This is a genomic window from Polaromonas sp. P4_F6 (assembly GCF_056401275.1).
The window spans coordinates 98,423-118,833 of the sequence record NZ_JBFUJQ010000010.1; the positions used below are offsets into that span (position 1 = coordinate 98,423).

Annotated in this window: 23 protein-coding genes; 7 read left to right on the forward strand and 16 right to left on the reverse strand. The window is 62.7% G+C overall.

All coding sequences use genetic code 11. The annotated features are described in order from the left end of the window. Positions 1-18: 18 nt before the first annotated feature. The 3 genes from AC1DUN_RS20355 to AC1DUN_RS20365 all read right to left on the reverse strand — a co-directional run bounded on the left by AC1DUN_RS20355 (position 19) and on the right by AC1DUN_RS20365 (position 2,141). Complete coding sequence (locus AC1DUN_RS20355; protein ID WP_477715558.1) at positions 19-489, reverse strand: hypothetical protein; 471 nt, start codon at positions 487-489, stop codon at positions 19-21. A gap of 81 nt (positions 490-570) precedes the next feature. Next, positions 571-996, reverse strand: a complete 426-nt coding sequence (locus AC1DUN_RS20360) for a hypothetical protein (protein ID WP_477715559.1) — start codon at positions 994-996, stop codon at positions 571-573. 671 nt (positions 997-1,667) lie between these two features. Beyond that, positions 1,668-2,141, reverse strand: a complete 474-nt coding sequence (locus AC1DUN_RS20365; RefSeq protein ID WP_477663353.1) for a lysozyme inhibitor LprI family protein — start codon at positions 2,139-2,141, stop codon at positions 1,668-1,670. Positions 2,142-2,403: 262 nt separating this feature from the next. Between AC1DUN_RS20365 and AC1DUN_RS20370 the strand changes: the two genes are divergently transcribed. Together AC1DUN_RS20370 and AC1DUN_RS20375 are read left to right on the forward strand one after the other, a co-directional pair. Then, on the forward strand, positions 2,404-2,622 hold the full coding sequence (locus AC1DUN_RS20370; protein ID WP_477715560.1) for a phage integrase N-terminal SAM-like domain-containing protein: 219 nt from the start codon (positions 2,404-2,406) through the stop codon (positions 2,620-2,622). Between the two features lie 29 nt (positions 2,623-2,651). Beyond that, positions 2,652-2,906, forward strand: a complete 255-nt coding sequence (locus AC1DUN_RS20375; RefSeq protein WP_477715561.1) for a tyrosine-type recombinase/integrase — start codon at positions 2,652-2,654, stop codon at positions 2,904-2,906. A 9-nt stretch (positions 2,907-2,915) separates the two neighbouring features. On the opposite strand, the gene AC1DUN_RS20380 is transcribed toward AC1DUN_RS20375, so the two are convergent. From AC1DUN_RS20380 to AC1DUN_RS20415, 8 genes are read right to left on the reverse strand one after another with little or no spacing between them, the layout of a single operon-like run. After that, a complete protein-coding gene (locus tag AC1DUN_RS20380) occupies positions 2,916-3,356 on the reverse strand; it encodes a nuclear transport factor 2 family protein (protein ID WP_477715562.1) in 441 nt (146 codons plus the stop codon). A gap of 6 nt (positions 3,357-3,362) precedes the next feature. Next, positions 3,363-4,154 carry an SDR family NAD(P)-dependent oxidoreductase gene (locus AC1DUN_RS20385; RefSeq protein ID WP_477715563.1) on the reverse strand — a complete coding sequence of 264 codons (792 nt, stop codon included), beginning with the start codon at positions 4,152-4,154 and terminating at the stop codon, positions 3,363-3,365. A gap of 6 nt (positions 4,155-4,160) precedes the next feature. Then, positions 4,161-4,709, reverse strand: a complete 549-nt coding sequence (locus tag AC1DUN_RS20390; RefSeq protein WP_477715564.1) for a DUF3833 domain-containing protein — start codon at positions 4,707-4,709, stop codon at positions 4,161-4,163. After that, a complete protein-coding gene (locus AC1DUN_RS20395; RefSeq protein ID WP_477715565.1) occupies positions 4,706-6,013 on the reverse strand; it encodes an MFS transporter in 1,308 nt (435 codons plus the stop codon). The genes AC1DUN_RS20390 and AC1DUN_RS20395 overlap by 4 nt, the downstream gene beginning before the upstream one ends. Next, on the reverse strand, positions 6,010-6,585 hold the full coding sequence (locus AC1DUN_RS20400; protein WP_477715566.1) for a chalcone isomerase family protein: 576 nt from the start codon (positions 6,583-6,585) through the stop codon (positions 6,010-6,012). Before AC1DUN_RS20400 ends, AC1DUN_RS20395 begins: the two co-directional genes overlap by 4 nt. Positions 6,586-6,590: 5 nt before the next feature. After that, on the reverse strand, positions 6,591-7,874 hold the full coding sequence (locus tag AC1DUN_RS20405) for a class I SAM-dependent methyltransferase (RefSeq protein WP_477715567.1): 1,284 nt from the start codon (positions 7,872-7,874) through the stop codon (positions 6,591-6,593). A gap of 40 nt (positions 7,875-7,914) precedes the next feature. Beyond that, positions 7,915-8,715, reverse strand: coding sequence for a DUF1365 domain-containing protein (locus AC1DUN_RS20410; protein ID WP_477715568.1), 801 nt, complete (start codon positions 8,713-8,715; stop codon positions 7,915-7,917). Next, positions 8,712-10,010 (reverse strand): NAD(P)/FAD-dependent oxidoreductase, encoded by a 1,299-nt coding sequence (locus tag AC1DUN_RS20415; protein ID WP_477715650.1) that lies wholly within the window; start codon positions 10,008-10,010, stop codon positions 8,712-8,714. Before AC1DUN_RS20415 ends, AC1DUN_RS20410 begins: the two co-directional genes overlap by 4 nt. Before the next feature lie 122 nt (positions 10,011-10,132). Between AC1DUN_RS20415 and AC1DUN_RS20420 the strand changes: the two genes are divergently transcribed. Further along, positions 10,133-10,750 (forward strand): TetR/AcrR family transcriptional regulator, encoded by a 618-nt coding sequence (locus AC1DUN_RS20420; protein ID WP_477715569.1) that lies wholly within the window; start codon positions 10,133-10,135, stop codon positions 10,748-10,750. Between the two features lie 166 nt (positions 10,751-10,916). Here AC1DUN_RS20420 and AC1DUN_RS20425 read toward each other — a convergent pair whose 3' ends face one another. Beyond that, positions 10,917-11,819, reverse strand: coding sequence for a LysR family transcriptional regulator (locus AC1DUN_RS20425; protein WP_477715570.1), 903 nt, complete (start codon positions 11,817-11,819; stop codon positions 10,917-10,919). A 96-nt stretch (positions 11,820-11,915) separates the two neighbouring features. On the opposite strand from AC1DUN_RS20425, the gene AC1DUN_RS20430 reads away from it, so the two are divergent. Next, positions 11,916-12,923: a zinc-dependent alcohol dehydrogenase family protein gene (locus AC1DUN_RS20430; RefSeq protein ID WP_477715571.1), complete on the forward strand. Its 1,008-nt coding sequence runs from the start codon at positions 11,916-11,918 to the stop codon at positions 12,921-12,923. A gap of 97 nt (positions 12,924-13,020) precedes the next feature. Here the strand turns inward: AC1DUN_RS20430 and AC1DUN_RS20435 are convergent, their stop codons facing one another. The 4 genes from AC1DUN_RS20435 to AC1DUN_RS20450 form a co-directional block, all read right to left on the reverse strand. Continuing rightward, the gene (locus AC1DUN_RS20435; RefSeq protein WP_477715572.1) at positions 13,021-14,007 is read right to left on the reverse strand and encodes a DMT family transporter; all 987 of its coding nucleotides are present in this window, start codon (positions 14,005-14,007) and stop codon (positions 13,021-13,023) included. A 52-nt stretch (positions 14,008-14,059) separates the two neighbouring features. Beyond that, complete coding sequence (locus AC1DUN_RS20440) at positions 14,060-15,052, reverse strand: substrate-binding domain-containing protein (protein ID WP_477715573.1); 993 nt, start codon at positions 15,050-15,052, stop codon at positions 14,060-14,062. 39 nt (positions 15,053-15,091) lie between these two features. Continuing rightward, the gene (locus tag AC1DUN_RS20445; protein ID WP_477715574.1) at positions 15,092-16,072 is read right to left on the reverse strand and encodes a Bug family tripartite tricarboxylate transporter substrate binding protein; all 981 of its coding nucleotides are present in this window, start codon (positions 16,070-16,072) and stop codon (positions 15,092-15,094) included. A gap of 63 nt (positions 16,073-16,135) precedes the next feature. After that, positions 16,136-17,443 carry a Rieske 2Fe-2S domain-containing protein gene (locus AC1DUN_RS20450; RefSeq protein ID WP_477715575.1) on the reverse strand — a complete coding sequence of 436 codons (1,308 nt, stop codon included), beginning with the start codon at positions 17,441-17,443 and terminating at the stop codon, positions 16,136-16,138. Between the two features lie 165 nt (positions 17,444-17,608). On the opposite strand from AC1DUN_RS20450, the gene AC1DUN_RS20455 reads away from it, so the two are divergent. From AC1DUN_RS20455 to AC1DUN_RS20465, 3 genes are read left to right on the forward strand one after another with little or no spacing between them, the layout of a single operon-like run. Continuing rightward, positions 17,609-18,595, forward strand: coding sequence for a PDR/VanB family oxidoreductase (locus tag AC1DUN_RS20455; protein ID WP_477715576.1), 987 nt, complete (start codon positions 17,609-17,611; stop codon positions 18,593-18,595). After that, positions 18,592-19,791, forward strand: a complete 1,200-nt coding sequence (locus tag AC1DUN_RS20460) for a Gfo/Idh/MocA family protein (RefSeq protein ID WP_477715577.1) — start codon at positions 18,592-18,594, stop codon at positions 19,789-19,791. The genes AC1DUN_RS20455 and AC1DUN_RS20460 overlap by 4 nt, the downstream gene beginning before the upstream one ends. After that, positions 19,788-20,369 (forward strand): MarR family winged helix-turn-helix transcriptional regulator, encoded by a 582-nt coding sequence (locus AC1DUN_RS20465; RefSeq protein ID WP_477715578.1) that lies wholly within the window; start codon positions 19,788-19,790, stop codon positions 20,367-20,369. The genes AC1DUN_RS20460 and AC1DUN_RS20465 overlap by 4 nt, the downstream gene beginning before the upstream one ends. Positions 20,370-20,411: the final 42 nt, after the last annotated feature.

Genomic DNA, 20,411 nt, shown 5'->3' on the forward strand with positions numbered 1-20,411 from the left:
ACCAGTTAGCCTGTAGTCTTACCGACCCAGGCGAATGATTGTGACGTTGACTGGGCATAGCGCTTGGAGCCATGGAAAGTTGTCCTCAACCGGCTCGCCGGAATAGGGAACGATCGACGGCCTCCACTTTTTTAGTTCGGTATCGACCTCAGACTTGAGCCTATACCGAACTCCGGCTTCGGCCGTAAAGGGAATGGTAATTTCGTCGGACTGAAGGCATAGAACAAAGAAACGAGCAGACAACTCGTGCCGCCCCGGAAGAACGGCGATTGATTCACGTCGTTTCCCCGCCGAGTGGGCTAGCACCCTGGCCCCACCGCCGGGATGCTTCGAAATATTGTCGACGCGCGAAACCAGCACATGGGGATCAAGCTGCAGGATCGCCAGTTGACTTTGGTCTCGTTCCGGTCCGTCATAGACCTTCACCGTCGTCAAGGATGCGCACGCCGAGAGCACTAGGGCTAGCAGCGTTGCAGAGATAGATTTCATGTAACGGCGCATAGAGCTTTCCCGCGTAAAGGCTAACGTGAAAGTGGCCGGCCGCCGTAGGCGGTCCGGTCGAATGACAAGTTATCTTGCATCGCCAACTCCCAGTATGTTCCGCAGCTCTTGAATGTTTGGGCTCGGTGAGTTCACATCGAAAAGATCTTCGGAGATCTTGCGCTTGGAATCCCAAACGCCAATGATTATTGGACGCTGGATCAGCGCAAAGATGCTGCCAGCGTGAGCGGCGATGCGCTCGACGTCAGCGAACCACCCAGGAGGTTCTTCCCCAGGCTCCGGCAGCGCGAAGTTGATCCCCAGGTCCCAGCTAGGCAGGTCGTCGGCGCGCATATCGGGCGTTCGCGCATGCGGTTGATTTACCAGCACAGGCCGTCCCGTTCGCCAAGATTCTCTGTCCACAAGCTCGCGCCACTGCGCTTCAACGACAGGTGCGACCTCGGCAAGGTCGCCGCCTTCGACGTACGCATAGAGCGTGTGGCTCGATGCACTCATGCAAGATAACATTGAAGGTAACCAACGCCCACACAAGGTGGCCGCGTAGCGGCCGGACGTCCTTGGGCGTCCGCGTTGACCGACCAGTTAAGCCTATTCACTGCGCACCCTCAAATTCTCCACAGCAGAGCCCACAACCGCACTTTACCTCCAGGGAATGCGCAGATTTGCCACCGGCAACGCTAAGCCGAGATTGGCACCTAGGACAAATTGCAGTAACCGGGGTTCCTGCTCTGTATTTCGATATTGCCTCGATGACCGCGCGACTGGCCTGGCTGGCGAGTTGCCCCTCGTGATCATGCGATTGGGGAACCGATGCTCTCATGCGATATCGGATTCGACCGATTGCAAAAAAATCAGGGGGTTAACTACCATGCCGCCAGCGTCGACCCAGTATCCCGCGGACCTCCCCTCGCGGATGCCGAAATTGTCCGCAGCCATGCTCCATGGGTACCCAAGCAGAGGTGAGGCAATTCGGCCAAGAAGATGCGCAGAAGAATCACCACCCAATGAAGCGAGAAACAACGCGATGACCGATGCAACCATGTAGAGAAAGAGCGGACTCATAGCATCGGCCTAACGTTTGACATGAGAGGCGCCTGGAGGCCGAAGGCTGGAAAGCGTCCTCTCGATGGAAGGGTTAGGCGCCTCTTCGCTTGAAGCAAGTGGAATCATCGAGGGCAACCCGAGCCGTCGCAGGATGCATAGGACTGCAAGTCTTGGTTTCTGCGGCTGGTCATTATTGCCAAACATCCTGAATGGACTACGCCATAGCCGGTGCCGCCCGTCCAAGCGATGGCTTCGTACTCGCACGTGGCGTCGCGGAAGCTGAGCCAAGCTCTCTGAGCCTTTATCAACTTTTGCTTTGCAGCGGGAGTTTCCAGACTGCGCAGCAGCTTCTGATACGTCTCGTTGAGTTTGATGTCTTCGCCAACCGCATTGAGGTATGCGCATTGCCGCATGTACGGAGTTACTCCGCTACTGCAGCCCTCCTCGAGCGATTTCTTGACCTCTTCAACGGTCGTACCTTCCCGTTTAGCGATCTTCGAGATCAGTTCGTGATCGGTAGTCTCGTCTCCAGCTTTTGAACCGCACGAAATGATCAGAAAGAGAAGTGGCAACAAATGCCGGTAATGCGTAGTCATGCTCTAGGCGCCTAACGTAATTTAGACCGCAAAACCTGCGGCTTAACTTGGCGGCTGAGGTTTAACTTGGTCATAAAAATCGTCCGAAAGCCTCTTTTTTATTGGGTTTTTGGTAAATATACTGTGTTTTCATACAGTTATAAATACTTCCATGAAACCCGGCAACCCAGCGCTGCAATCGACCCGCTTGCTCGACCAGGTCAGGGAGCGGATTCGCTGTCTTCACTATAGCTTCAGCACCGAGAAGCTCTATGTGTAGTGGGTGCGTTTTTTCATCCGCTGGCGTGGTTTGAAGCATCCGCGCGACATGGAGGCGAAGGAGGTTGAGGACTTTCTGACTATGTTGGCCACGGAACGCAAGGTTTCAGCATCCACACACAACCAGGCCCTGAGCGCCTTGCTGTTCTTATACCGGGAGGTGCTTGGCATCGATCTGCCCTGGCTCGACAACATCAACCGACCGACCCGCGCAGTGGCATAGAGCGCCGTCATCATCTGTATGAAGAGCGATTGCAGCGCAGCCTGAAGCAGGCGTTCAAGCTTGCCGGCATCGTCAGGCCGGTATCGGTGCACACGCTGCGCCACAGCTTCGCCACCCATCTCCTGCAGGCGGGAACCGACATCCGCACGGTACAGGAACTGCTGGGCCACTCTGATGTGAGCACCACCATGATTTACACGCATGTGCTGAAGGTTGAGGCCAGGCAGACAATGAGTCCGCTGGATTCGATCACTGGTGAGCAAGGAATGTCTGCTTTGCGGTGAGGCAGTCATCTATGACGAACCGCCGCGCCGCTTCAACCATCTCATCAAGCCGCCGACCACAGGCAACTTCTCATACAGTTCTTCAGCCGCATCCCAATAGTCCCGGTGCAGCGTGATGCGGCCTTCGCCATCCAGCACCAGGTGCGAGCCCCCCAGAATGCACTGGGCCTTTCCCCGCTGGAAACGCTTGAAGGCAAAGTGGAACTCCCAGGTCAGGAAGCATTGCTCGCCTTGCACGATACGCCCGGTGATGACGAAACGCGGGTTCTCCAGGCTCACGTACATATGGCGAAAAATGCGCTGGATTTCGGCCAGGCCCTGCACGTCGTTGAAGGGGTCCTTGAAGCGCGCATCGGGCGCGTAGAGGGCGACCAGGGTTTCCACGCCGGCGGGCGTGAGGGTCTGGAAGGCGTCGACGATTCGGTCGACAGCGGAGTTGGCGGAGTTCATGGGTTTCTAGGCCTGTCTGAGTCGGCGTGTCGCCGCGAAAAACACAGGGTAAGGCAAAAGCCGCAGGGCTTTCATCCAGCGGGTAAAGCGTTTGGGGAAGTGGATTTCAAATTCTCCGCATGCCCAGCCTTTCAGGATTTCGCGTGCCGCCTCTTCGGGCGTGATCAAGGCGGGCATTTTGAACTGGTTCTGTTGCGTTAGCGGCGTGTTCACAAAGCCGGGGTTGATGATGGACACGCCCACACCCTGTGCATGCAGGTCCAGGTACAGGGTCTCGGCAAGGTTGATGAGAGCGGCCTTGGTGGGGCCGTAGGCCAGGCTGTTGGGCAGGCCCCGATAGCCGGCCACGCTGCCCATCAGGCTGATGTGGCCGCGCTGGCCGGTGCGCGTGTGGGGCGGCCGCGCCAGCAGTTGCGGCACCACGGCATCCAGCAGGTAGAGCGCGCCCAGGTAATTCACTTCGTTGTGGCGCAGCAGGTCGCCCAGGTCCATGTGGGCGGCGTCCATGGCATGGTAGTGGCCCGCGCAGTACACCACGCAATCCAGTGCGCCCTGCGCGGCCAGGTCTGCTGCCGCAGCCTTGACGGCGCTCGCGTCGGTGACGTCCAGCGGCAGGGCCAGCGCGCCTGGGTGGGCTTCGACAAAGGCATTGAGGGCATCCGCGCCGCGGGCCGAAACCACCACCTTGGCGCCCTGGCCGTGCAACGCCGATGCGGTGGCCCGGCCTATGCCGGTGGAGGCGCCCACCAGCCAGACCGAGCGGCCGTGCCAGTCTTCCATGCGAGAGTTGAGGGCCATGACGTTTTACCGCTTGATGAAGGAGAGGGTCACTTCGCCCAGCCCCACGCCCCATTTGCGCATGGCGGCTTTGTTGAGCATGACCTTGTCGTTCATGAGGTACATCCAGTCATCAAACTGCACGTTGATGACCCTGCCCTCCACCGGCAAGGCCAGGGTGTAGGCCCAGTTGAAGGCGTTGCCGCTTTGCCGGCCCTCGGCCGTGCCCACGACGTCGTCGGCCTGGCCGCTGTAGCGGCCGTCGGCGTGGCGCGTCAGGCGCCAGATGCGCCGCTGGGTGGTTCCGTCCGAATAGCTGAAGGCTTCGTCGAGCACGCCGGCGTCGCCCTGCCAGGTGCAGGTCATCACCACGGTAAAGCGCTTGACGACCTTGCCCGAGCGGTCGGTGAAGATGCCGTAGGCGTCGAGCGTCCCGTTGAAGTAGTCGCGCAGTTCCAGCACTGGGGTTTCTTTGGCGTAGTCCTGGACTTGCGGCGTGCTGCATGCGCCCAGCAAGGCGGCGCACACCACGGCGGCAAGAAGAAGTGGGCGGTGGAAGAAGCTGCGTTGTGTCATAGGGTTTGCGGCTGGGCCGTCGGTGGGAGGATGAAAAAATGGAGCGCGCCGGCCGCAAGAGCCTTGAGCGCGCAAGGCAAGAGGCAGTAGGCGGCGGTGAGCAAGGCGGACGCATTGGCATCCCGCACGCCGGGCACATAACCCAGCCAGCCCAGCAAAGGCAGGGCCAGGCCGGCGGCCAGCGCCAGGTTCAGTTTGGTGGCGAAGTTCCACCAGCCGAAGTAAGCCCCTTCGGCGCGGCCGCGGTCACCGGCCCTGACGATGACACCTGCCAGCAGTGCGCCGGGAAGGACCAGGTCGCTGCCCAAAGCCGCGCCCGACAAGGCGCACACCAGCAAAAACCAGGGCGCATCGCCCGCGCCCAGCCGGCTCGCGCCCAGGAAAACGGCAATGGACAGCAGCATGCCGAAGCGCCAGCTGTGCACCAGCCCCCAGCGCTTGACCCCGCGCAGCCACAGCGGCATGGACAGCGCGCCGCACACAAAGTACACCGCCAGCGCGGCGGACTGCATGGCCCTGCTGGCCTGCAGGCGGTCCTGCAGGAAGAACAGCACCAGCGTCGCCGGGATGGCGCTGGCAATGCCGTTGAGCAGGTAGACGCCCAGGAGCCGGCGAAAGCCGGGGTTGCGCCAGGGGTGCCAGAGCGTGTGGGGTGCCGCGGTCATGGTCGCATGGCGATGCCGCGCTGGCTGAGGCGCTGCACGCCAGGCCCACCAGCCCCCCGCCAGACTGAAGAACAGCAGAGCCAGCATGGCGGGCAGGCCCAGAAGCGCGGGAGTGACCGACGCGAGCAGCACCCCGGCCAGGCCCAGCCCTTCGCGCCAGGCCACCACGCGGCTGCGGTAGAGCGCGTCACCGCCGAGCATGGCACCCCAGGACTGGTGCGCGACCGACAAGGCACTGTAGGCCGCATAGGTCACCACCAGCCAGAACCCTGCCCACCAAAGCAAGACCCCGGGTTCACTCACCAGCGGCACAAACAAAAAAGAAAATCCCACGGCCAGCACAGCGGCCGCCACCGCGCCCATCGCCAGCACCGCGCGCAGCGAGGCGGCATACAAGCGATCGCATAAACGGCCCAGCAGCGGATCAATGACCGCATCGAGCAGGCGTGCGCCCAGCAGCACGGCGCCCAAAGCCGCCAGCGACACACCCCAATGGCGCGCATACAGATTGGGCATCAAGACATAAAGGGGCAGAGCGCAAAACGCCAGGGGCAAACCCAGCAGGCCGTAGCGCACACCGTCACCCACACTCCAGGCCTGGGGTGTCGTTTCGGTTTGGACTGCCGTGCGGAGATTCATGGTGCGGCGCCCGCCGGGGCCGGTGATTTTTCCTGCGCCAGCAGCGCGCGGCGCAATTGCGGCTCGGAGGTTTGCGGTGACAGCCAGATGCCGAAGAAGAGTTTGGCAAACAGCGGGTCGCGCACCTCGCCGAGCAGGCGGCCATTGATCCAGAACACCGCGCCCGTGGCGGGCTGGTGCACGCCGGTGATGCGATCGCCTGCGCTGACATCGGGGAACAGCGCACGCATCTGGTTTTCCCAGGCGGTTTCCTGCGCCGGGGTCATGGGGGTGATGCTCGCCTGGCGGCGCATCTCGGCAATGGACCGTTTGGCGATGTCCGCACCCTTGAAGTCACGCAGGTAGGCCAGCTCCAACGCAAACGGACTTTGCTCATAACCCGACCCGGCAAACCCGGGGGCGACCCAGAGGGTGGCCTGGTAGACCTCAAAGCCCCAGAACCTGAACCTGGCCTGGCCGGACAGGCTGGCCGAGGGCAGGCTGGGTCGCAGTTCCTGCGGCAAGGCCTGGGCAGATACGCCATGCAGGCAGCCGACCACCGCCAATACCGCGCAGGCAACAGCGTTTTTCATGCCAGTCATGCCGGAGGCGAAAGCGCGGCGGGCTTGCGCAAGGTGAACTGCATCAGGTTGATGTCACCGGTGTCAAAGGCGGCCTCGCAGTAGGCCAGGTAAAACGCCCAGATCCGCATGAAGCGCTCGTCAAAGCCGAGCGCCGCCACCTCGGCCCCGCGCGCCGTGAAGGCATCGCGCCAGCGGCGCAGCGTCTCGGCGTAGTCCGCGCCGAAGGCAAATTCGTCCACCACTTCCAGCCCCGCGGCCTGGGCCTGGCGGCGAAACTCCTGCGGGCAGGGCAGGCAACCGCCGGGAAAGATGTACTGCTGGATGAAGTCGGTCGACTTCACATAGCGGTCAAACAGCGCGTCGTTGATGACGATGCTTTGCACGCAGGCCCGCGCGCCGGGTTTGAGCAGGCGGCTCACGGCGGCAAAGTACGTGGGCCAATAGGCTTGCCCCACAGCCTCCACCATCTCGATGGAGCAGATCGCGTCAAACGGCGCGTCCCGGATGTCGCGGTAGTCCTGCAGGCGCAGGTCGGCGCGCCCGCCCGCGCCGGTGCTCGCGCCCAGGCGCCGCATGCGCTCGTCGGCATAGGCCAGCTGCTCGGTGCTCAATGTCACGCCCACCACGGTCGCACCGCGTTCAATGGCGGCTTGCTCGGCCAGCGCGCCCCAACCGCAGCCGATTTCCAGCACACGGTCGCCGGGCTTCACGCCGGCCATGTCCAGCGCGCGGCGCACCTTGGCGTTTTGCGCCTCGGGCAAGGGGCGAGACAGGTCGCCGTCGAACCAGGCGCCGGAGTAGTTCATGGTCTCATCCAGCCACAGCCGGTAAAACGCGTTACCCAGGTCGTAGTGGGCATGGATGTTCTTGCGGCTGTTGGCGCGGCTGTTGTGGTGCAGCAGGTGCCGGGCGCGGTACAGCAGCCGCCCGAACCATGTGCCGAAGACCATGGCATCGATCTCCCGGCGATTGGCGGAGAACAGCTTGAGCAACTCGGTCAGGTCAGGCGTGCTCCAGTCGCCGGCGATGTAGCTCTCGGCAAAGCCGATGTCGCCGGACTTGAGCGCGGCACCGAACACCTTCCAGTTGTGCAGCGTGATGCTGGCACTGGGGTGCCCAGGCACGTGCATGTCATGCTGCTGCGGGTGCTCACCAAAGCGGCGCTGCGAGCCGTCGGGCAGGTGCAGGGTCAGCGCGCCGTGGCGCAGGTTTTGCAGCAGGCTCATCGCGCTTCGGGCGGCGGCTGGCGCATTCTCTGGAAACGCGAGGCCTTGGGCGGTGCGGGTAACGGCGTTCATGTCGGACTCCTCAATGGGGCATATCTCCCGCGCTGGGCATCTAGCGCGAGACAAAGGTTTGCGGCGGCGCGGGTTTTCGAAAGAAAGGCACTTTTTTCAGCCACAGGCGCAGCGCCTGGACATGGATGTGCAGCACCACACCCAGGGTCATCGCGGGATAGCGCCACACGGCGCTGCGCAGGACGGCTGGCGTGATGGGCCGCAGCGTGCCGCTCACACTGGTTTGCAGCACGGCGGCGTCGGCAACGATGTCGTCGTAAAAATCAACGCGGGCGACAGTGCGAGCCTGTTCGCCTTGTTCGCTGCGCATAAAGCGAAAACGGTAGTGACCCTGCACGGGGTTGAAGGGCGAGACATGAAATACCTTGTCCGCACGCTGCTCCACGCCGTAGCGGGGGGCGTCCAGCACATAGCAGTGCCGCTCGCCAAACGTATTGTTGACTTCCACCACGATGGCGCGCAGGCTGCCGTCCTGGTCGCCCGCCGCGCGGTGGCAATACCAGAAGCTCACCGGCTTGAAGGTGTAGCCCAGCACGCGCGGATACGTGTGCAGCCAGGCCTCGCCGGTCGCGTCATGAATGCCCTCGCGCTTGAGCACTTCGTCCAGCCACGCGATGGCGCCGCCCTGCTCCGGCGCGCGCCCGTCGCCGTGGTCGGTCTCGAAAAAGCTCAGCGGGCCCCCGCGGTTGATGTCCCACTGGCCGGGCTGGGGCGCCTGCCTGTGCAGGCTGCGCAGTGGCAGCATCAGGAAGTAGGTGGGGTAAACAAATGCGTGGCGCCGCGGGCGCAGGCGGCTGTGGCGCACCTGACCGAAACCGATGAGCGGCACGGGCTGGCTCATGCGTCCGCCAACAGCTGCGCCGCGGCAGCCAGCCCGGCCTTGAGGCCGTCTTCATGAAAACCGTAGCCCATCCAGGCGCCCGCAAAGTAGCGATGGTGTTTGCCCTGCAACGCCGGCATGCAGTGCTGTGCAGCCACGGCGACCGGATCAAACACCGGATGGGCATAGTCGTACTCGCCGATGATGCGGTCTTGTGCGATGGGGCGCACCGGGTTCAGGGACACGATCACCGGCTGCTCCCAAGGCAGGGGCTGCAAACGGTTGAGCAGGTAGTGCAGGCACACGCGCGCGCCCTCCTGCCGGGGCAGCGCCGAGCGCTCATAGTTCCAGGCCGCCCACGCCGCCCTGCATGCCGGCAAGACGGAGGCATCCGTGTGCAGCACAGCCTTGTTGGACTGGTAGTGGATGGCGCCCAGGGTTTCACGCTCCCGCACCGTTGGCGCGGCCAGCATGTGCAGGGCCTGGTCGGAATGGGTGGCGATGATGACCTTGTCAAACAGCTCGACACCGGCATCGGTGTGGATGCGCACGCCGCCTTTGCCGTCCGGCGTGCCGTCCAGGTGCTCGATACGGCGCACCGGGGTGTTCAGCCGCTTGTCCGCAATGCCAGCGGTGATTTTTTCGACATAGTGCCGGGCGCCGCCCTGCACGGTCCACCACTGCGGGCGGTTGGTGATTTGCAGCAGGCCGTGGTTGTGGCAAAAGCGCACCATGGTAGCGACCGGGAACTGCAGCATCTGCGCGGTGGGACAGCTCCAGATGCAAGCCATCATGGGCAGGAAATACCAGTCGCGAAACGCGGTGCCGAAGCCGTGCTCGTCCAAAAACGCGCCCAACGGCTGGCGCAGTTGCACGTCGCTTGCGTCTTGAGCCATGCGGGTGGTCAGGGTGTTGAAGCGCAGCAGGTCGCGCAGCATGCCCCAAAAGCGCGGGTTCAGCAGGTTGGCGCGTTGCGCAAACACGGTGTTCAGGCTGGAGCCGCTCCACTCCAGTACACGGCCGCTGGCGACATCCTGGGCCCGCACCGAAAACGACATCTCTGACTTGACGGTCGCCACGTTCAGTTCCGCCAGCAGACCGATCAGTTGCGGGTAGGTCCGCTCGTTAAGGACAAGAAACCCCGTGTCCACCCCGTGGGTGACCTCACCGCGCGGCGTGGGAAGCGTCACGTCAACGGTGTGGGTGTGCCCGCCAAACCAGGCGCCCGCTTCCAGCAAGGTGACCTCCGCCTTGCCATGCAAGGCATGGGCGGCCGCCAGGCCAGAAATACCCGAACCCACGATGGCTACTTTGATCGACACCGGCACTCCTTGAATTGCTCAGGTCAATTATATACTACATGGTATTTATTAATACTATTCAGTATTAATATTTCCTCACAATTCTTTTTTCAAACCAAACTGGCTAAAATCAAGCCATGACGAGCACCCTCCCCCCTAAGGCTTCCTTCAAGGCACAAATGCTGCTGGCGCGTGAAGACGCCATCATCCAGTCGGTAAACCGTTTGCTGGCTGAAAAAGGCTTTGAATCCATGACGGTGGACGAAGTGGCCGCCGACGTGGGCATTGCCAAGGCCAGCCTCTACAAGCACTTCCCCAGCAAGGAAGACCTGGCGGCGGCGGCCATGGTGTCGGTCATGCGCCGGGCGCAGGCCTTTCTGGACACATTGCCCACTGAGCTGTCCGCCGTGGACAAGCTGCGCAGAGTCGTGGCGTGGACCATGGGCCTGAAGCTGGCCGGTGAAATGCCTTCGCTGCCCAGCCAGAACTCCAGCCTGCGCACCGCGCTGATGGCCAACAAAGACTATATGGACGGACTCATGGACGTGAGCGACCGCCTGGGCGCCTGGATTGAAGCGGCGCAGGCGCAAGGCGCACTCAACCCCAAACTGCCGGCCATTGCGGTGCTGTACACCCTGTATGCCCGCGCCTGCGACCCGGTGCTGGAGTTCCTGAAGATGGGCGAGCTCTACACCAACGATCAGATCATCGCATTCGTACTTAGCACCTGCTTTGAGGGTCTTGAAACCAGGTAAGGGCACCGTCACGCGTGCCGGATCGCGAGATCAGGAAGCGGGTCACTGAAAAGTGTTATGGCCAGCGCTGGCCATCTCTCGATGCCGTTGAAGAGATCTGCAGGCGTCTTGTCGCATATCTGGCGCCCAGGAGGGGCGCACTTACGGGGTCAGCGGAATGAGCGCTCTAACGGCTCCGATTTCGACGAAATTCAACCGCCAGGCTTTCTTGCAGGCCGTCCACCACAGCTTGAAGTCTTCCCAGGTATGGCGCCCTGATGAGCGCGATCTGCATCTGTAAATCCAGGCCGCGCACGCTGATGGCGCGTAAGCCGGACCGCTTCAAACTTGTTGCCTTGCGTTTAGGAAGCATTCCGATACCCAGGCCTCTTTCGATAAGCGATGCCTGCAGGGCCATGTCGTGGACCTCCGCCGAGATACGAAATTGCGAGCCATTCTTCTCTACTGCGCCACGCAAAGAGGCGCGCGACCCGCACAGGCTATCCGGTGTGAGAATCCAGCCGAATCTATTTAGCTCGCCAAGGGAGGGCGTTCTTGGCAGAGCCAGGTTGCGCGAGGCAAGAAAGATAAGGTCATCGCGCGCCAATACTGGGCCGGGCAACATGGCCAAGCTGTCTCTCGCTCCCGCCACCATGACAAGGGCGGCGTCCAGCTCGCCCTTGTCCACTTTTGGAATGAGTTCAGTTGTCCATCCCGCAGTCAATCGCAGGTTCAGGTCCGGAAAATTTTGCTTCAGATATTGAAGGCTGTTTACCACGCCGGATTCCGCCAGGGCATGCGCTATTCCAACTCTGAAATCCCCGGCGGGGGTTGCATCAACAGCGGCAGCGTTCTTCAGCTCCTCAAACGCGGCAAGAACCTTTCTGGCGTGCTCCAACACTGCCAGACCAGCGGAGGTTAGACGCGCCGGTTTTGCGCGACGATCCAGCAGCGTGGTGCCGAGTACTTCTTCCAGGCGCTGCAATTGCCGCGTGACAGCTGGCTGCGTCAACGGAATGCGATTTGCGACCGCTTGAATTGAGCCGGTCTCAGCAAGAAGAACAAAGGCTTTTAACTCGGCAAGCATCATGCATCCTTGGAATACAAATTATCAAAATAATGAATTTGATTAATGTTAGTCACTGAAGGATAGTGCATCGCCTGGACAAAACCAACAGGAGAAAGCATGAAATCCATAGTGATCGAAAAGAATGGCTTTGACGGACTGAAGTTGATCAGCCAGGAAGCCCCCCTGCCAGGGCCTCGGCAAGTTCTTTTGCGTGTCAGGGCGGTCGGGCTGAATTACCGCGACGTTGAAATAGTGCTCGGCTCCTATCACACACCCTTCAAGTTTCCGCTCGTGCCGATGTCGGACTGCTTGGGGGAGGTGATCGAGGTCGGGAAGGACGTCACGCGCGTAAAAAAGGGCGACCGGGCCGTTGTGGCATTTTGGGAAAGGTGGCACGACGGTTCCTTTGATGCGAGTGTCGCGGGAGCGCCGCTGGGCGGCCCCTCAGACGGTGTTTTGAGCGAGCAGTTTCTGACAAGCGAAGACAGGCTTGTGGTCGTGCCACCGGAAATTAGCGACATCGAGGCGGCGAGCCTTCCTTGCGCTGCATCCACGGCGTGGAATGCCCTTGTCACTTCTGGAGGCGTAAAGCCGGGCGAGGTGGTACTGGTGCAGGGAACCGGCGGGGTGTCCTTGTTTGCCATGCAATTCGCCGCGATGGCGGGTGCTCAGGTTGTGATTACTTCCGGCAGCGATGAGAAGTTGGAGAAACTGACCACGCCGGGCATATTGGGGAAAGTAAATTACAAGAGATCTCCCAACTGGTCAGTTGAGGTTCTCAAACTGACGAACGGCCGGGGTGTCGATCACGTTCTCGAGGTCGGCGGCCCCCAAAGCTTCGAACATTCACTGAAATCGATTCGCCCCGGAGGCCAAGTTAACGTGATCGGCTATCTGGGCGGCGTTGATGGGGGGATCAATCCCCTGGATATTTTCCGCAAGCAGGCGACCGTTCGGGGAATTCCGGTCGGTTCACGCCGAATGCTGCAAGAACTGGTCCAAGCGATGGCATCGACGAAGACAAAACCGATGATTGATTCCGTCACCCACTGGACAAATGCCGCGGAGGCGCTTCAGCGCCTTCATTCGGGAAAACACTTTGGCAAAGTCATTTTGTCTTTCTGAGCCATTGCGTTCAGGCAAGCCACTTGCGACCTTGCCACCAGAATTTATCCCGCTTGTTCTAAAAATCGGAGGCAGTGGGTCGGCGACTTGGGGCCTGTTACCGCATCACGATGATGGCGATGCCGAGCAGTGTCAGCCCGCTGCCGGCCAGCGTGACCGCCGTGATCTTGTCCTGGTTTTTGAACAGCAGGTGGCTGAGCGGAAACACCAGGATGGGCGTGCACAGCGTCACCAGCGTGGCCACGGACAGCGGTATGTAGCGCATGGCACCTATCACGCAGATCTGCGCGGAAATCGTTGAGACGCCTATCAGTGCGAACAGCGCCAGGCCGCCGCGATCGGCCGTGCGCAGGCGTTGCATGATCTCGCGCTTGCCGGTGCTGAACAGCAGGTGCAGCGCCAGGCCGCTGAGCGCCCCGACCAGCGCGCCCAGCACGGGTTCGTTCCAGCCGCGCACGGCCGAGCCCCTGAGCACATTGCCGATGGCATAGGCCATGGAGCTGCCCACGCCCAGCAGAAACACCGACTGCATCACGCGCCCCATCGCCCGCTGCATCACGCTGGACTTGAGGGCCGCAGGCGCGGGGCCGCCGTCGGGCGGCATCACGACCACCGCATTGCGGCGCGAGAAAAAACCGGGCTTGTAGCTCACCAGCATCAGGCCGGCGATGGTCATCAGCATGCCCAGCGCCGCCAGCACGCTCAGTCGCTCGCCCAGCAGCAACCAGGCCATCAGAGCGGTGAACAGCGGGCTGCTGATCTGGAAAATGCTGGCCTTGGCCGGGCCGAAGCGCACGACGGACTCATAAAAAAAGAAACGCCCCAGGTAGGTGGCGAAGGCGCCCGCCGCGGCGAACAGCCAGAAGGCCTGGGCGTTCCACAACAGCGTGTCGCCGCGCAGGCCCATCTGCACCGCAAAGGCCAGGGCGGAGAAAACGACGTTGGCGGTGGTGGCGACCAGAAAGCCCAGGCCGAGATCCAGCCTGTGGGAGGCCAGCTTGGTGAGCAGGATGGACGCGGTGAAGAGCAGCAAGGCGGCGCCGGCCAGGATGTAGCCCAAGTAGCTCAGGTAGGTATCAGACATCCAGCCTCATCTTGTGCTCTTTTGCGGAAAATCACGCACCTTGCAAACACGCCTAGATCTTGAAGGCCTCCAGCGACTCGGGTGCGAACAGCTCCTCGGGCTTGAGTAGCCGCTTGGACAGGCCCTGCTCGAAAGAGTAGCGCAGAAAGGTCTGCAGCGTGGCCTGGTTTTTCTCGAAGCCGTAGGGCCAGAAGTCTTCGCCCATCTCGCGCCTGACCTGCTCGACGTGCGAGGTCAGCCAGGGCAGCATGGCCTTGAGGGCCGCGGTTTCGTAGAGGTCTTCATAGGTGCGGCGCTGCGACTCTTCGAGCGCCTTCATCATGGAGCGCGCCACCCAGCGGTTGGCCTCGTAGACCTCGCGGCGTATCGCCACCGTGTGCATGATGGGGAAGATGCCCGTCTCTTTGAAGTAGTTGCGCTCGACCTGTTCGTAGTCCTCGAACAGGCGCAGCACCTTGCCGCCGCCCTTGAGGAAGCTCGAAGGCATGCGCGCGGTGTAGAGCGCGTCGATCTCGCCGTCGAGCAGCATCTGCGCCAGGGTCTGGTCCGGGCCTATGCGCTGGACCTTGATGTTGGGCGGCAGGTCGAGCTGGATTTTTTCGGAGCGGCCGGGTTCTTCCTCGCCGCCGGTGAAGTAGGTCACGCTGTCGACGGGCACGCCGTAATGGTCGGACAGGATGCCGCGTATCCATACCGGCGCCGTCATCTGGTACTCGGGGTTGCCGACGCGCTTGCCTATCAGGTCTTTGGCTTCGCGGATGCCGGCATTGGCGTTCACATAAATGCAGGAATGGCGGAAAAAGCGCGAAGGGAACACCGGGATCGCCACAAAAGGCCGCGGCTCGTTGAACAGGGACACCGTGTACGAGGAGAGCGACATTTCCGCGACGTCGAACTCCCGGTGCCGCAGCATGCGAAAGAAAGTTTCTTCCACCGGCATGTTGAGGTAGTTCAGGTCTATGCCGTCGGGCTGCACGCTCCCGTCCATCAGGGCGCGGGTGCGGTCGTAGTTCCAGCAGCCGAAGCTCAGTTTCAGTTTTGACATGTGGCGGGGTGTTCCTTGAGAGAGAGATTTCGGTGGGACTTACTCTGGCTTGATTCCAGAGGCGGCGATAGCCTTGGCCAGGCGCTCGTTCTCGCCGAGGATGGCTTTGCCGTAGTCGGCCGGGTTGCTGCCTATGGGCTCTATGCCGGCGTTGTTCAGCGTGGCGATGACGTCCGGCATCCTGGCGATCTGCGCCATCTCGTGGCTGATGCGCTCGATGGCGCTGGCCGGTGTGCCGGTGGCTGCCAGCACGCCGACGATGGGCGCGAAGTCAAAGCCCGGAATGGTTTCGGCGATGGCCGGCACATTGGGCTCCTGGCTGGAGCGCTGTGCCGCGTTGGTGGCCAGCAGCTTGACCTGCCCGCTCTTCACGAAGCCGGACAGCGAAGGCAGCGCCGAGAACAGCACCTCGACCTGGCCGCCTATCAGGGCCGGCACCGACTGGCCGGTGCCCTTGAAGGGCACATGCGTGATCTGCAGGCCCAGCGCGGCCTTCAGGGCTTCCATGGTCAGGTGGTGGGTGCTGCCTATGCCGGATGAGCCGTAGTTCAGCGTGCCGGGCTTGGCCTTGGCCAGCGCGATGAACTCCTGGAAGGTGTTGGCCGGCACCTTGGGATGCACCGCCAGGTACAGCGGCGCGCGCGCCGCGAGCGAGACCGGCACGAAGTCGCGCTTGTAGTCATAGCCCAGGTTTTTGTAGATGGCGGGGTTGATGGAGAACATCGAGCCATCGGTCACGAGAAAGGTGTAGCCGTCCTTGGGGGCCGTGGCCAGCGCCTGCGCGGCGACCACGCCGTTGGCGCCGGGCCGGTTGTCGACCACCACCGCCTGGCCCAGTTTGTCGCCCAGGCGCTGCGCGTAGATGCGTGCCACCGTGTCGGGCAGGCCGCCGGCCGCATAGGGCACGACGAACTTGACGGCGTGGTTGGGGTAGGCGCCCTGGGCCCCGGCGAGCTGGGGCAGCAGGCCGGCCAGCAGCATCGCGCTGGCCAGCAAAAGGGAACGGCGTGGGAATTTCATGGGACTTGTCTCCTGATAATTTTTGCTGACGTTGCGGGCGGAAAGCCAATGAGGAAAGCCGGCCTAGGTGGAGTAAGACGGCTCCAGCGCCGGCTCGCGTGTATCCCAGACATAGGAGGCCTGGTAGGCGCGCCAGTCGGTGGTCTTGGGCACGATGGCCTGGAAGGCAACCACACTGGACGGGATACGCAAAGCGCCCGTGCCTATGGCGGCCCCGCCGGCCTGGAAGGCGCGCACCGCTTCCAGCATCTGCTTGCGGAATTCGACCACCGCCATGTCGCTGGCGCCCAGGCGCTCGTGCGTGCGGTCGGCGATCGGGCCCATGGTGACCCACATCGCGATGTCCTGGTTGGGAAAGCCGGTGATGCCGGTGAAGTTGCCGGCCTTCATGGCCTCGCGGTCCTGCCAGAAGTTGTTGGCGCGGTTGCGCAGCGGCGTATAGCTGGCGTCCAGGTCGGGGCCGATCTGCTGGCCCAGGAACTTGCGCCAGGTGTCGGTATCGGGCGTCTGCTCAGGGTGGCCCCAGGCGATGAAGTAGAAGGCCGTGTTGGTGTCGTCCATGGGCACGTTGATGTTGGCCACGTTGTAGAGGTTGTTGGGCGGTATCAGCGCGGTGGCCGGCGCGACGAACACGGTGGAGCGTATGTAGTCGTTGGCGGCCGCGTTCTTGATGGGGCGGCGGATCGCGGCATACCGGAAGCCGTAGCCGCCGCGCTCCACCTGCATGCGCGGCGCCTTGTCGGTGGAGGGGCGCAGCCAGTTGGTGTCGGTGGCCTCGGCGCCGTCCACGCGCGCCGGCACCATGTCCGAGGAGTGCAGGCTGGAGCTGTGGGCCGAATCGATCGCGCCTTCAAGGATTTGCGCCCAGTTGCAGGGGATCAGCGCCTTGGCGATGGTGACCCGGGCATCGGCCGTGGGTGCCCAGGCCGGCGGTTCGAACTCGGGCTGGGTTTCCTTGGGGCCCATATAGGCCCAGACAAAACCGCCCCACTCTTTCACCGGGTAGGCCAGGTGCTTGACCTTTTGCGCCATGCCGCTGGCGGCGGGCTCGGAGACCATCTCCAGCACATTGCCCTCCACGTCCATCTTCCAGCCGTGGTACAGGCAGCGCAGGCCGCAGTCCTCGTTGCGGCCGAACACCAGCGACACGCGGCGGTGCGGGCAGTATTCATCCATCACGCCGACACGGCCCTGGGTGTCGCGGAACACCACCAGGTCTTCACCGAACACGCGCGCCTTGATGGGCGTGCCGTCGGGCTCGCTGACCTCCTCGATCAGGCAGACCGGCGTCCAGTGGCGGCGCATCAGCTGGCCCATGGGGGCCTGGCCCTCTACACGGCAGAGCAGTTCATTTTCTTCGGCGGTCAACATCGCGAATGTCCTTTTATCGGTTTATCGGTCATGGCCCCGTGGTCGGTAGCCTTCAATCAAAACAGGTTTAGAAACAACTTGCCAATCCGGGTTAAGGCGATTATTCTTAGATGACTAAGATTATCGCGGTTTGGCGGTTTGTCAAGAAAATTTGTGGAGACAAAAATGAGCGTTAACCCCAGGGCCGGTGCAGTCCCGGTTGCGGAGCCGGATTTTTTCCCGCTGACAGTGGCGCGCAAGCAGGAGGTCGCGCAAGGCATTTATTTGTTCGAGCTGCGCCACCCCGAAGGCGCGCCCCTGCCCGCCTTCACGGCCGGTTCACACCTCACGGTGCAAGTGCCCAGCGGCGTGCGCCGCAATTATTCGCTGTGCAGCGACCCGGCCGACACCGGCGCCTGGCAGATCGCCGTCAAGCGCGACGGGCGCGGGCGCGGCGGCTCCATCAGCATGGCCGACGAGGTGCAGGCCGGGCAGTTGCTGACCGTCAGCGCGCCGCGCAACAATTTCGAACTGGCCGCGCATGCGAGCGGCTTCATTTTTATCGCGGGCGGCATAGGCATCACGCCGATTCTTTCCATGATGCGGCAGCTCAAGCGCACAGGCGCCGCCGGCTTCAAGCTGTATTACTGCACACGCGACGCCGCCGGCACGGCCTTCAGCAAAGAACTGCAATCCGAATTTCCGGGCCAGGTGCAGATCCACCACGACAACGGCAACATCGAAGAAGCACTGGACCTCTGGCCGGTGTTTGAAAAGCCGGGCGCGGCCCACGTCTACTGCTGCGGCCCCAAAGGCCTGATGGACAGCGTGGCTGACATGTCGGGCCACTGGCCTTCGGGCAAGGTGCATTTCGAGAGCTTCGGTGTCGATGCCGCGGTGTTTGCGGAAAACACACCCTTCAGCGTGCGCCTGGCCCAAAGCGGCAAGACCGTGGAAGTCAGCGCGGAGCAGACTCTCCTCGAGGCCCTGCGCGGCAGCGGCCTGCGCGTGGCCAGTTCCTGCGAAAGCGGCACCTGCGGCAGCTGCAAGACCGGCCTGCTGGCAGGCGTTGCCGAGCACCGCGACATGGTGCTGAGCGAGGAGGAAAAATCCGGTCACATCATGGTCTGCGTCTCGCGTGCAAAATCGCCTGAACTGGTACTGGACTTATGACGGAGCGCACACTGAAACTCGGCATCGTCGGCCTGGGCCGGGCCTTCACGCTGATGCTGCCCACCTTTGTGCACGACGGCCGCGTGAAGCTGGTGGGCGCGACCGACCCTATCGCCGCCGCGCGCGCGCAGTTTGAAAAAGACTTCGGCGCGCCCAGCTACGCGTCCATGGAGGCCCTGTGCGCCAACCCGGCGGTGGAGGCGCTCTACATTGCCTCGCCGCACCAGTTCCACGCCGAGCACGTGCGCCTGGCCGCATCCTTCGGCAAGCACGTGCTGGTCGAAAAACCCATGGCGCTCACGGTGGACGAATGCAGCGCCATGATTGAAGCGGCCCGCGATGCGGGCGTTCATTTGATCGTGGGCCACAGCCACAGCTTCAACACCCCTATACGCCGCACGCGCGAGCTCATAGACAGCGGCCGCTACGGCGCGGTGAAGATGATCCACGCGCTGAACTTCACCGATTTTCTCTACCGCCCGCGCCGCCCCGAGGAACTGGACACGGCCGCCGGCGGCGGCGTGGTCCACAGCCAGGCCACCCACCAGATGGATATCGTGCGCCTGCTGGGCGGCGGCCTGGTGCGCAGCGTGCGCGCCCACACCGGCGCCTGGGACGCGAGCCGCCCCACCGAGGGCGCCTACAGCGCGCTGCTGGGTTTTGAAGGCGGCGCCTTTGCCTCGGCCAGCTACAGCGGCTACGGCCACTACGACTCGGACGAACTGATGGGCAACATCGGCGAGATGGGCCAGGCCAAGAATCCGGCGGACTACGGCGCAGCCCGCAGGCGCCTGCTGGGCGCGGCCACCTCCGCCGAAGAAAGCGCGCTCAAGGCGGCGCGCAACTACGGCGGCCGCCTGTACACGGCCGGCAGCGCCCTGCCCGCGGGCCTGCGGCACCAGCACTTCGGCCACATCGTCGTAAGCTGCGAAAAAGCCGACCTGCGGCCCGGGCCGTCGGAAATAAGCATTTATACCGACAGCGAAAAAACCGTGGAAGCCCTGCCCGTACCGGCGATCCCGCGCCAAGAGGTGATTGACGAGCTGTATGCCGCCGTGGTCCATGACAAGCCCCCGGTGCACAGCGGCGAATGGGCTCGCGCCACCACGGCGGTCTGCCTGGCGCTGCTGGAATCCGCGCGCAGCGGCCGGGATTGCGCTCCCCCGCACCAAGTCGGTCACAATGCGGGGTCATGAGCAACGACACCCAAAACATCATCCGCCACTGGCGTGAAGCCGTGCCCAATGACCGCCTCGCGCACCTGATCCGCGATGCCTCACGCGCCTTCCACCGGGCGCTGCAGGTGCGGCTGGCGCGGCACGGGGTGCCCTTCGGCCACTGGACCTTTCTGCGCATCCTCTGGGAGTCCGACGGCCTGACGCAAAAAGAGCTCAGCGAGCGCGCCGGCGTGATGGAGCCCACCACCTTCACCGCCATGAAGGCGATGGAGGCGCTGGGCTACATAGAGCGCAAGCAGCTGCCCACCAATAAAAAGAATATGTATGTGTACCTGAGCGACAAGGGCCGCGCGCTCAAGCAGCTGCTGGTGCCCCTGGCCGAAGAGACCAACAACGTGAGCATCGAGGGCATAGCGCCTGAGCACATCAAGATGACGCGCACCGTGCTGCTGGCCATGATCGAGAACCTGGCCCGGGACGAATTGCTGCAGGAAAAGGCCGCGCCCGCCAGGCGCAAAGCCGCCGCCGGGGGCGATCCGCAGGAGAAAACCGAAAAGGTGAAAATTACCGAAAAAAAGATATCCGGAAACAGATAAGCCCGAGGGAAATCTGCGACATCCGCGAGATTCGGTAATGCC

Excerpts from the sequence above, each read along its gene's own strand:
- AC1DUN_RS20355 (WP_477715558.1), bottom strand. The coding sequence starts at position 489 with ATGAAATCTATCTCTGCAACGCTGCTAGCCCTAGTGCTCTCGGCGTGC.
- AC1DUN_RS20360 (WP_477715559.1), bottom strand. The coding sequence starts at position 996 with ATGAGTGCATCGAGCCACACGCTCTATGCGTACGTCGAAGGCGGCGAC.
- AC1DUN_RS20365 (WP_477663353.1), bottom strand. The coding sequence starts at position 2,141 with ATGACTACGCATTACCGGCATTTGTTGCCACTTCTCTTTCTGATCATT.
- AC1DUN_RS20380 (WP_477715562.1), bottom strand. The coding sequence starts at position 3,356 with ATGAACTCCGCCAACTCCGCTGTCGACCGAATCGTCGACGCCTTCCAG.
- AC1DUN_RS20385 (WP_477715563.1), bottom strand. The coding sequence starts at position 4,154 with ATGGCCCTCAACTCTCGCATGGAAGACTGGCACGGCCGCTCGGTCTGG.
- AC1DUN_RS20390 (WP_477715564.1), bottom strand. The coding sequence starts at position 4,709 with ATGACACAACGCAGCTTCTTCCACCGCCCACTTCTTCTTGCCGCCGTG.
- AC1DUN_RS20395 (WP_477715565.1), bottom strand. The coding sequence starts at position 6,013 with ATGAATCTCCGCACGGCAGTCCAAACCGAAACGACACCCCAGGCCTGG.
- AC1DUN_RS20400 (WP_477715566.1), bottom strand. The coding sequence starts at position 6,585 with ATGAAAAACGCTGTTGCCTGCGCGGTATTGGCGGTGGTCGGCTGCCTG.
- AC1DUN_RS20405 (WP_477715567.1), bottom strand. The coding sequence starts at position 7,874 with ATGAACGCCGTTACCCGCACCGCCCAAGGCCTCGCGTTTCCAGAGAAT.
- AC1DUN_RS20410 (WP_477715568.1), bottom strand. The coding sequence starts at position 8,715 with ATGAGCCAGCCCGTGCCGCTCATCGGTTTCGGTCAGGTGCGCCACAGC.
- AC1DUN_RS20420 (WP_477715569.1), top strand. The coding sequence starts at position 10,133 with ATGACGAGCACCCTCCCCCCTAAGGCTTCCTTCAAGGCACAAATGCTG.
- AC1DUN_RS20425 (WP_477715570.1), bottom strand. The coding sequence starts at position 11,819 with ATGATGCTTGCCGAGTTAAAAGCCTTTGTTCTTCTTGCTGAGACCGGC.
- AC1DUN_RS20430 (WP_477715571.1), top strand. The coding sequence starts at position 11,916 with ATGAAATCCATAGTGATCGAAAAGAATGGCTTTGACGGACTGAAGTTG.
- AC1DUN_RS20435 (WP_477715572.1), bottom strand. The coding sequence starts at position 14,007 with ATGTCTGATACCTACCTGAGCTACTTGGGCTACATCCTGGCCGGCGCC.
- AC1DUN_RS20440 (WP_477715573.1), bottom strand. The coding sequence starts at position 15,052 with ATGTCAAAACTGAAACTGAGCTTCGGCTGCTGGAACTACGACCGCACC.
- AC1DUN_RS20445 (WP_477715574.1), bottom strand. The coding sequence starts at position 16,072 with ATGAAATTCCCACGCCGTTCCCTTTTGCTGGCCAGCGCGATGCTGCTG.
- AC1DUN_RS20450 (WP_477715575.1), bottom strand. The coding sequence starts at position 17,443 with ATGTTGACCGCCGAAGAAAATGAACTGCTCTGCCGTGTAGAGGGCCAG.
- AC1DUN_RS20455 (WP_477715576.1), top strand. The coding sequence starts at position 17,609 with ATGAGCGTTAACCCCAGGGCCGGTGCAGTCCCGGTTGCGGAGCCGGAT.
- AC1DUN_RS20460 (WP_477715577.1), top strand. The coding sequence starts at position 18,592 with ATGACGGAGCGCACACTGAAACTCGGCATCGTCGGCCTGGGCCGGGCC.
- AC1DUN_RS20465 (WP_477715578.1), top strand. The coding sequence starts at position 19,788 with ATGAGCAACGACACCCAAAACATCATCCGCCACTGGCGTGAAGCCGTG.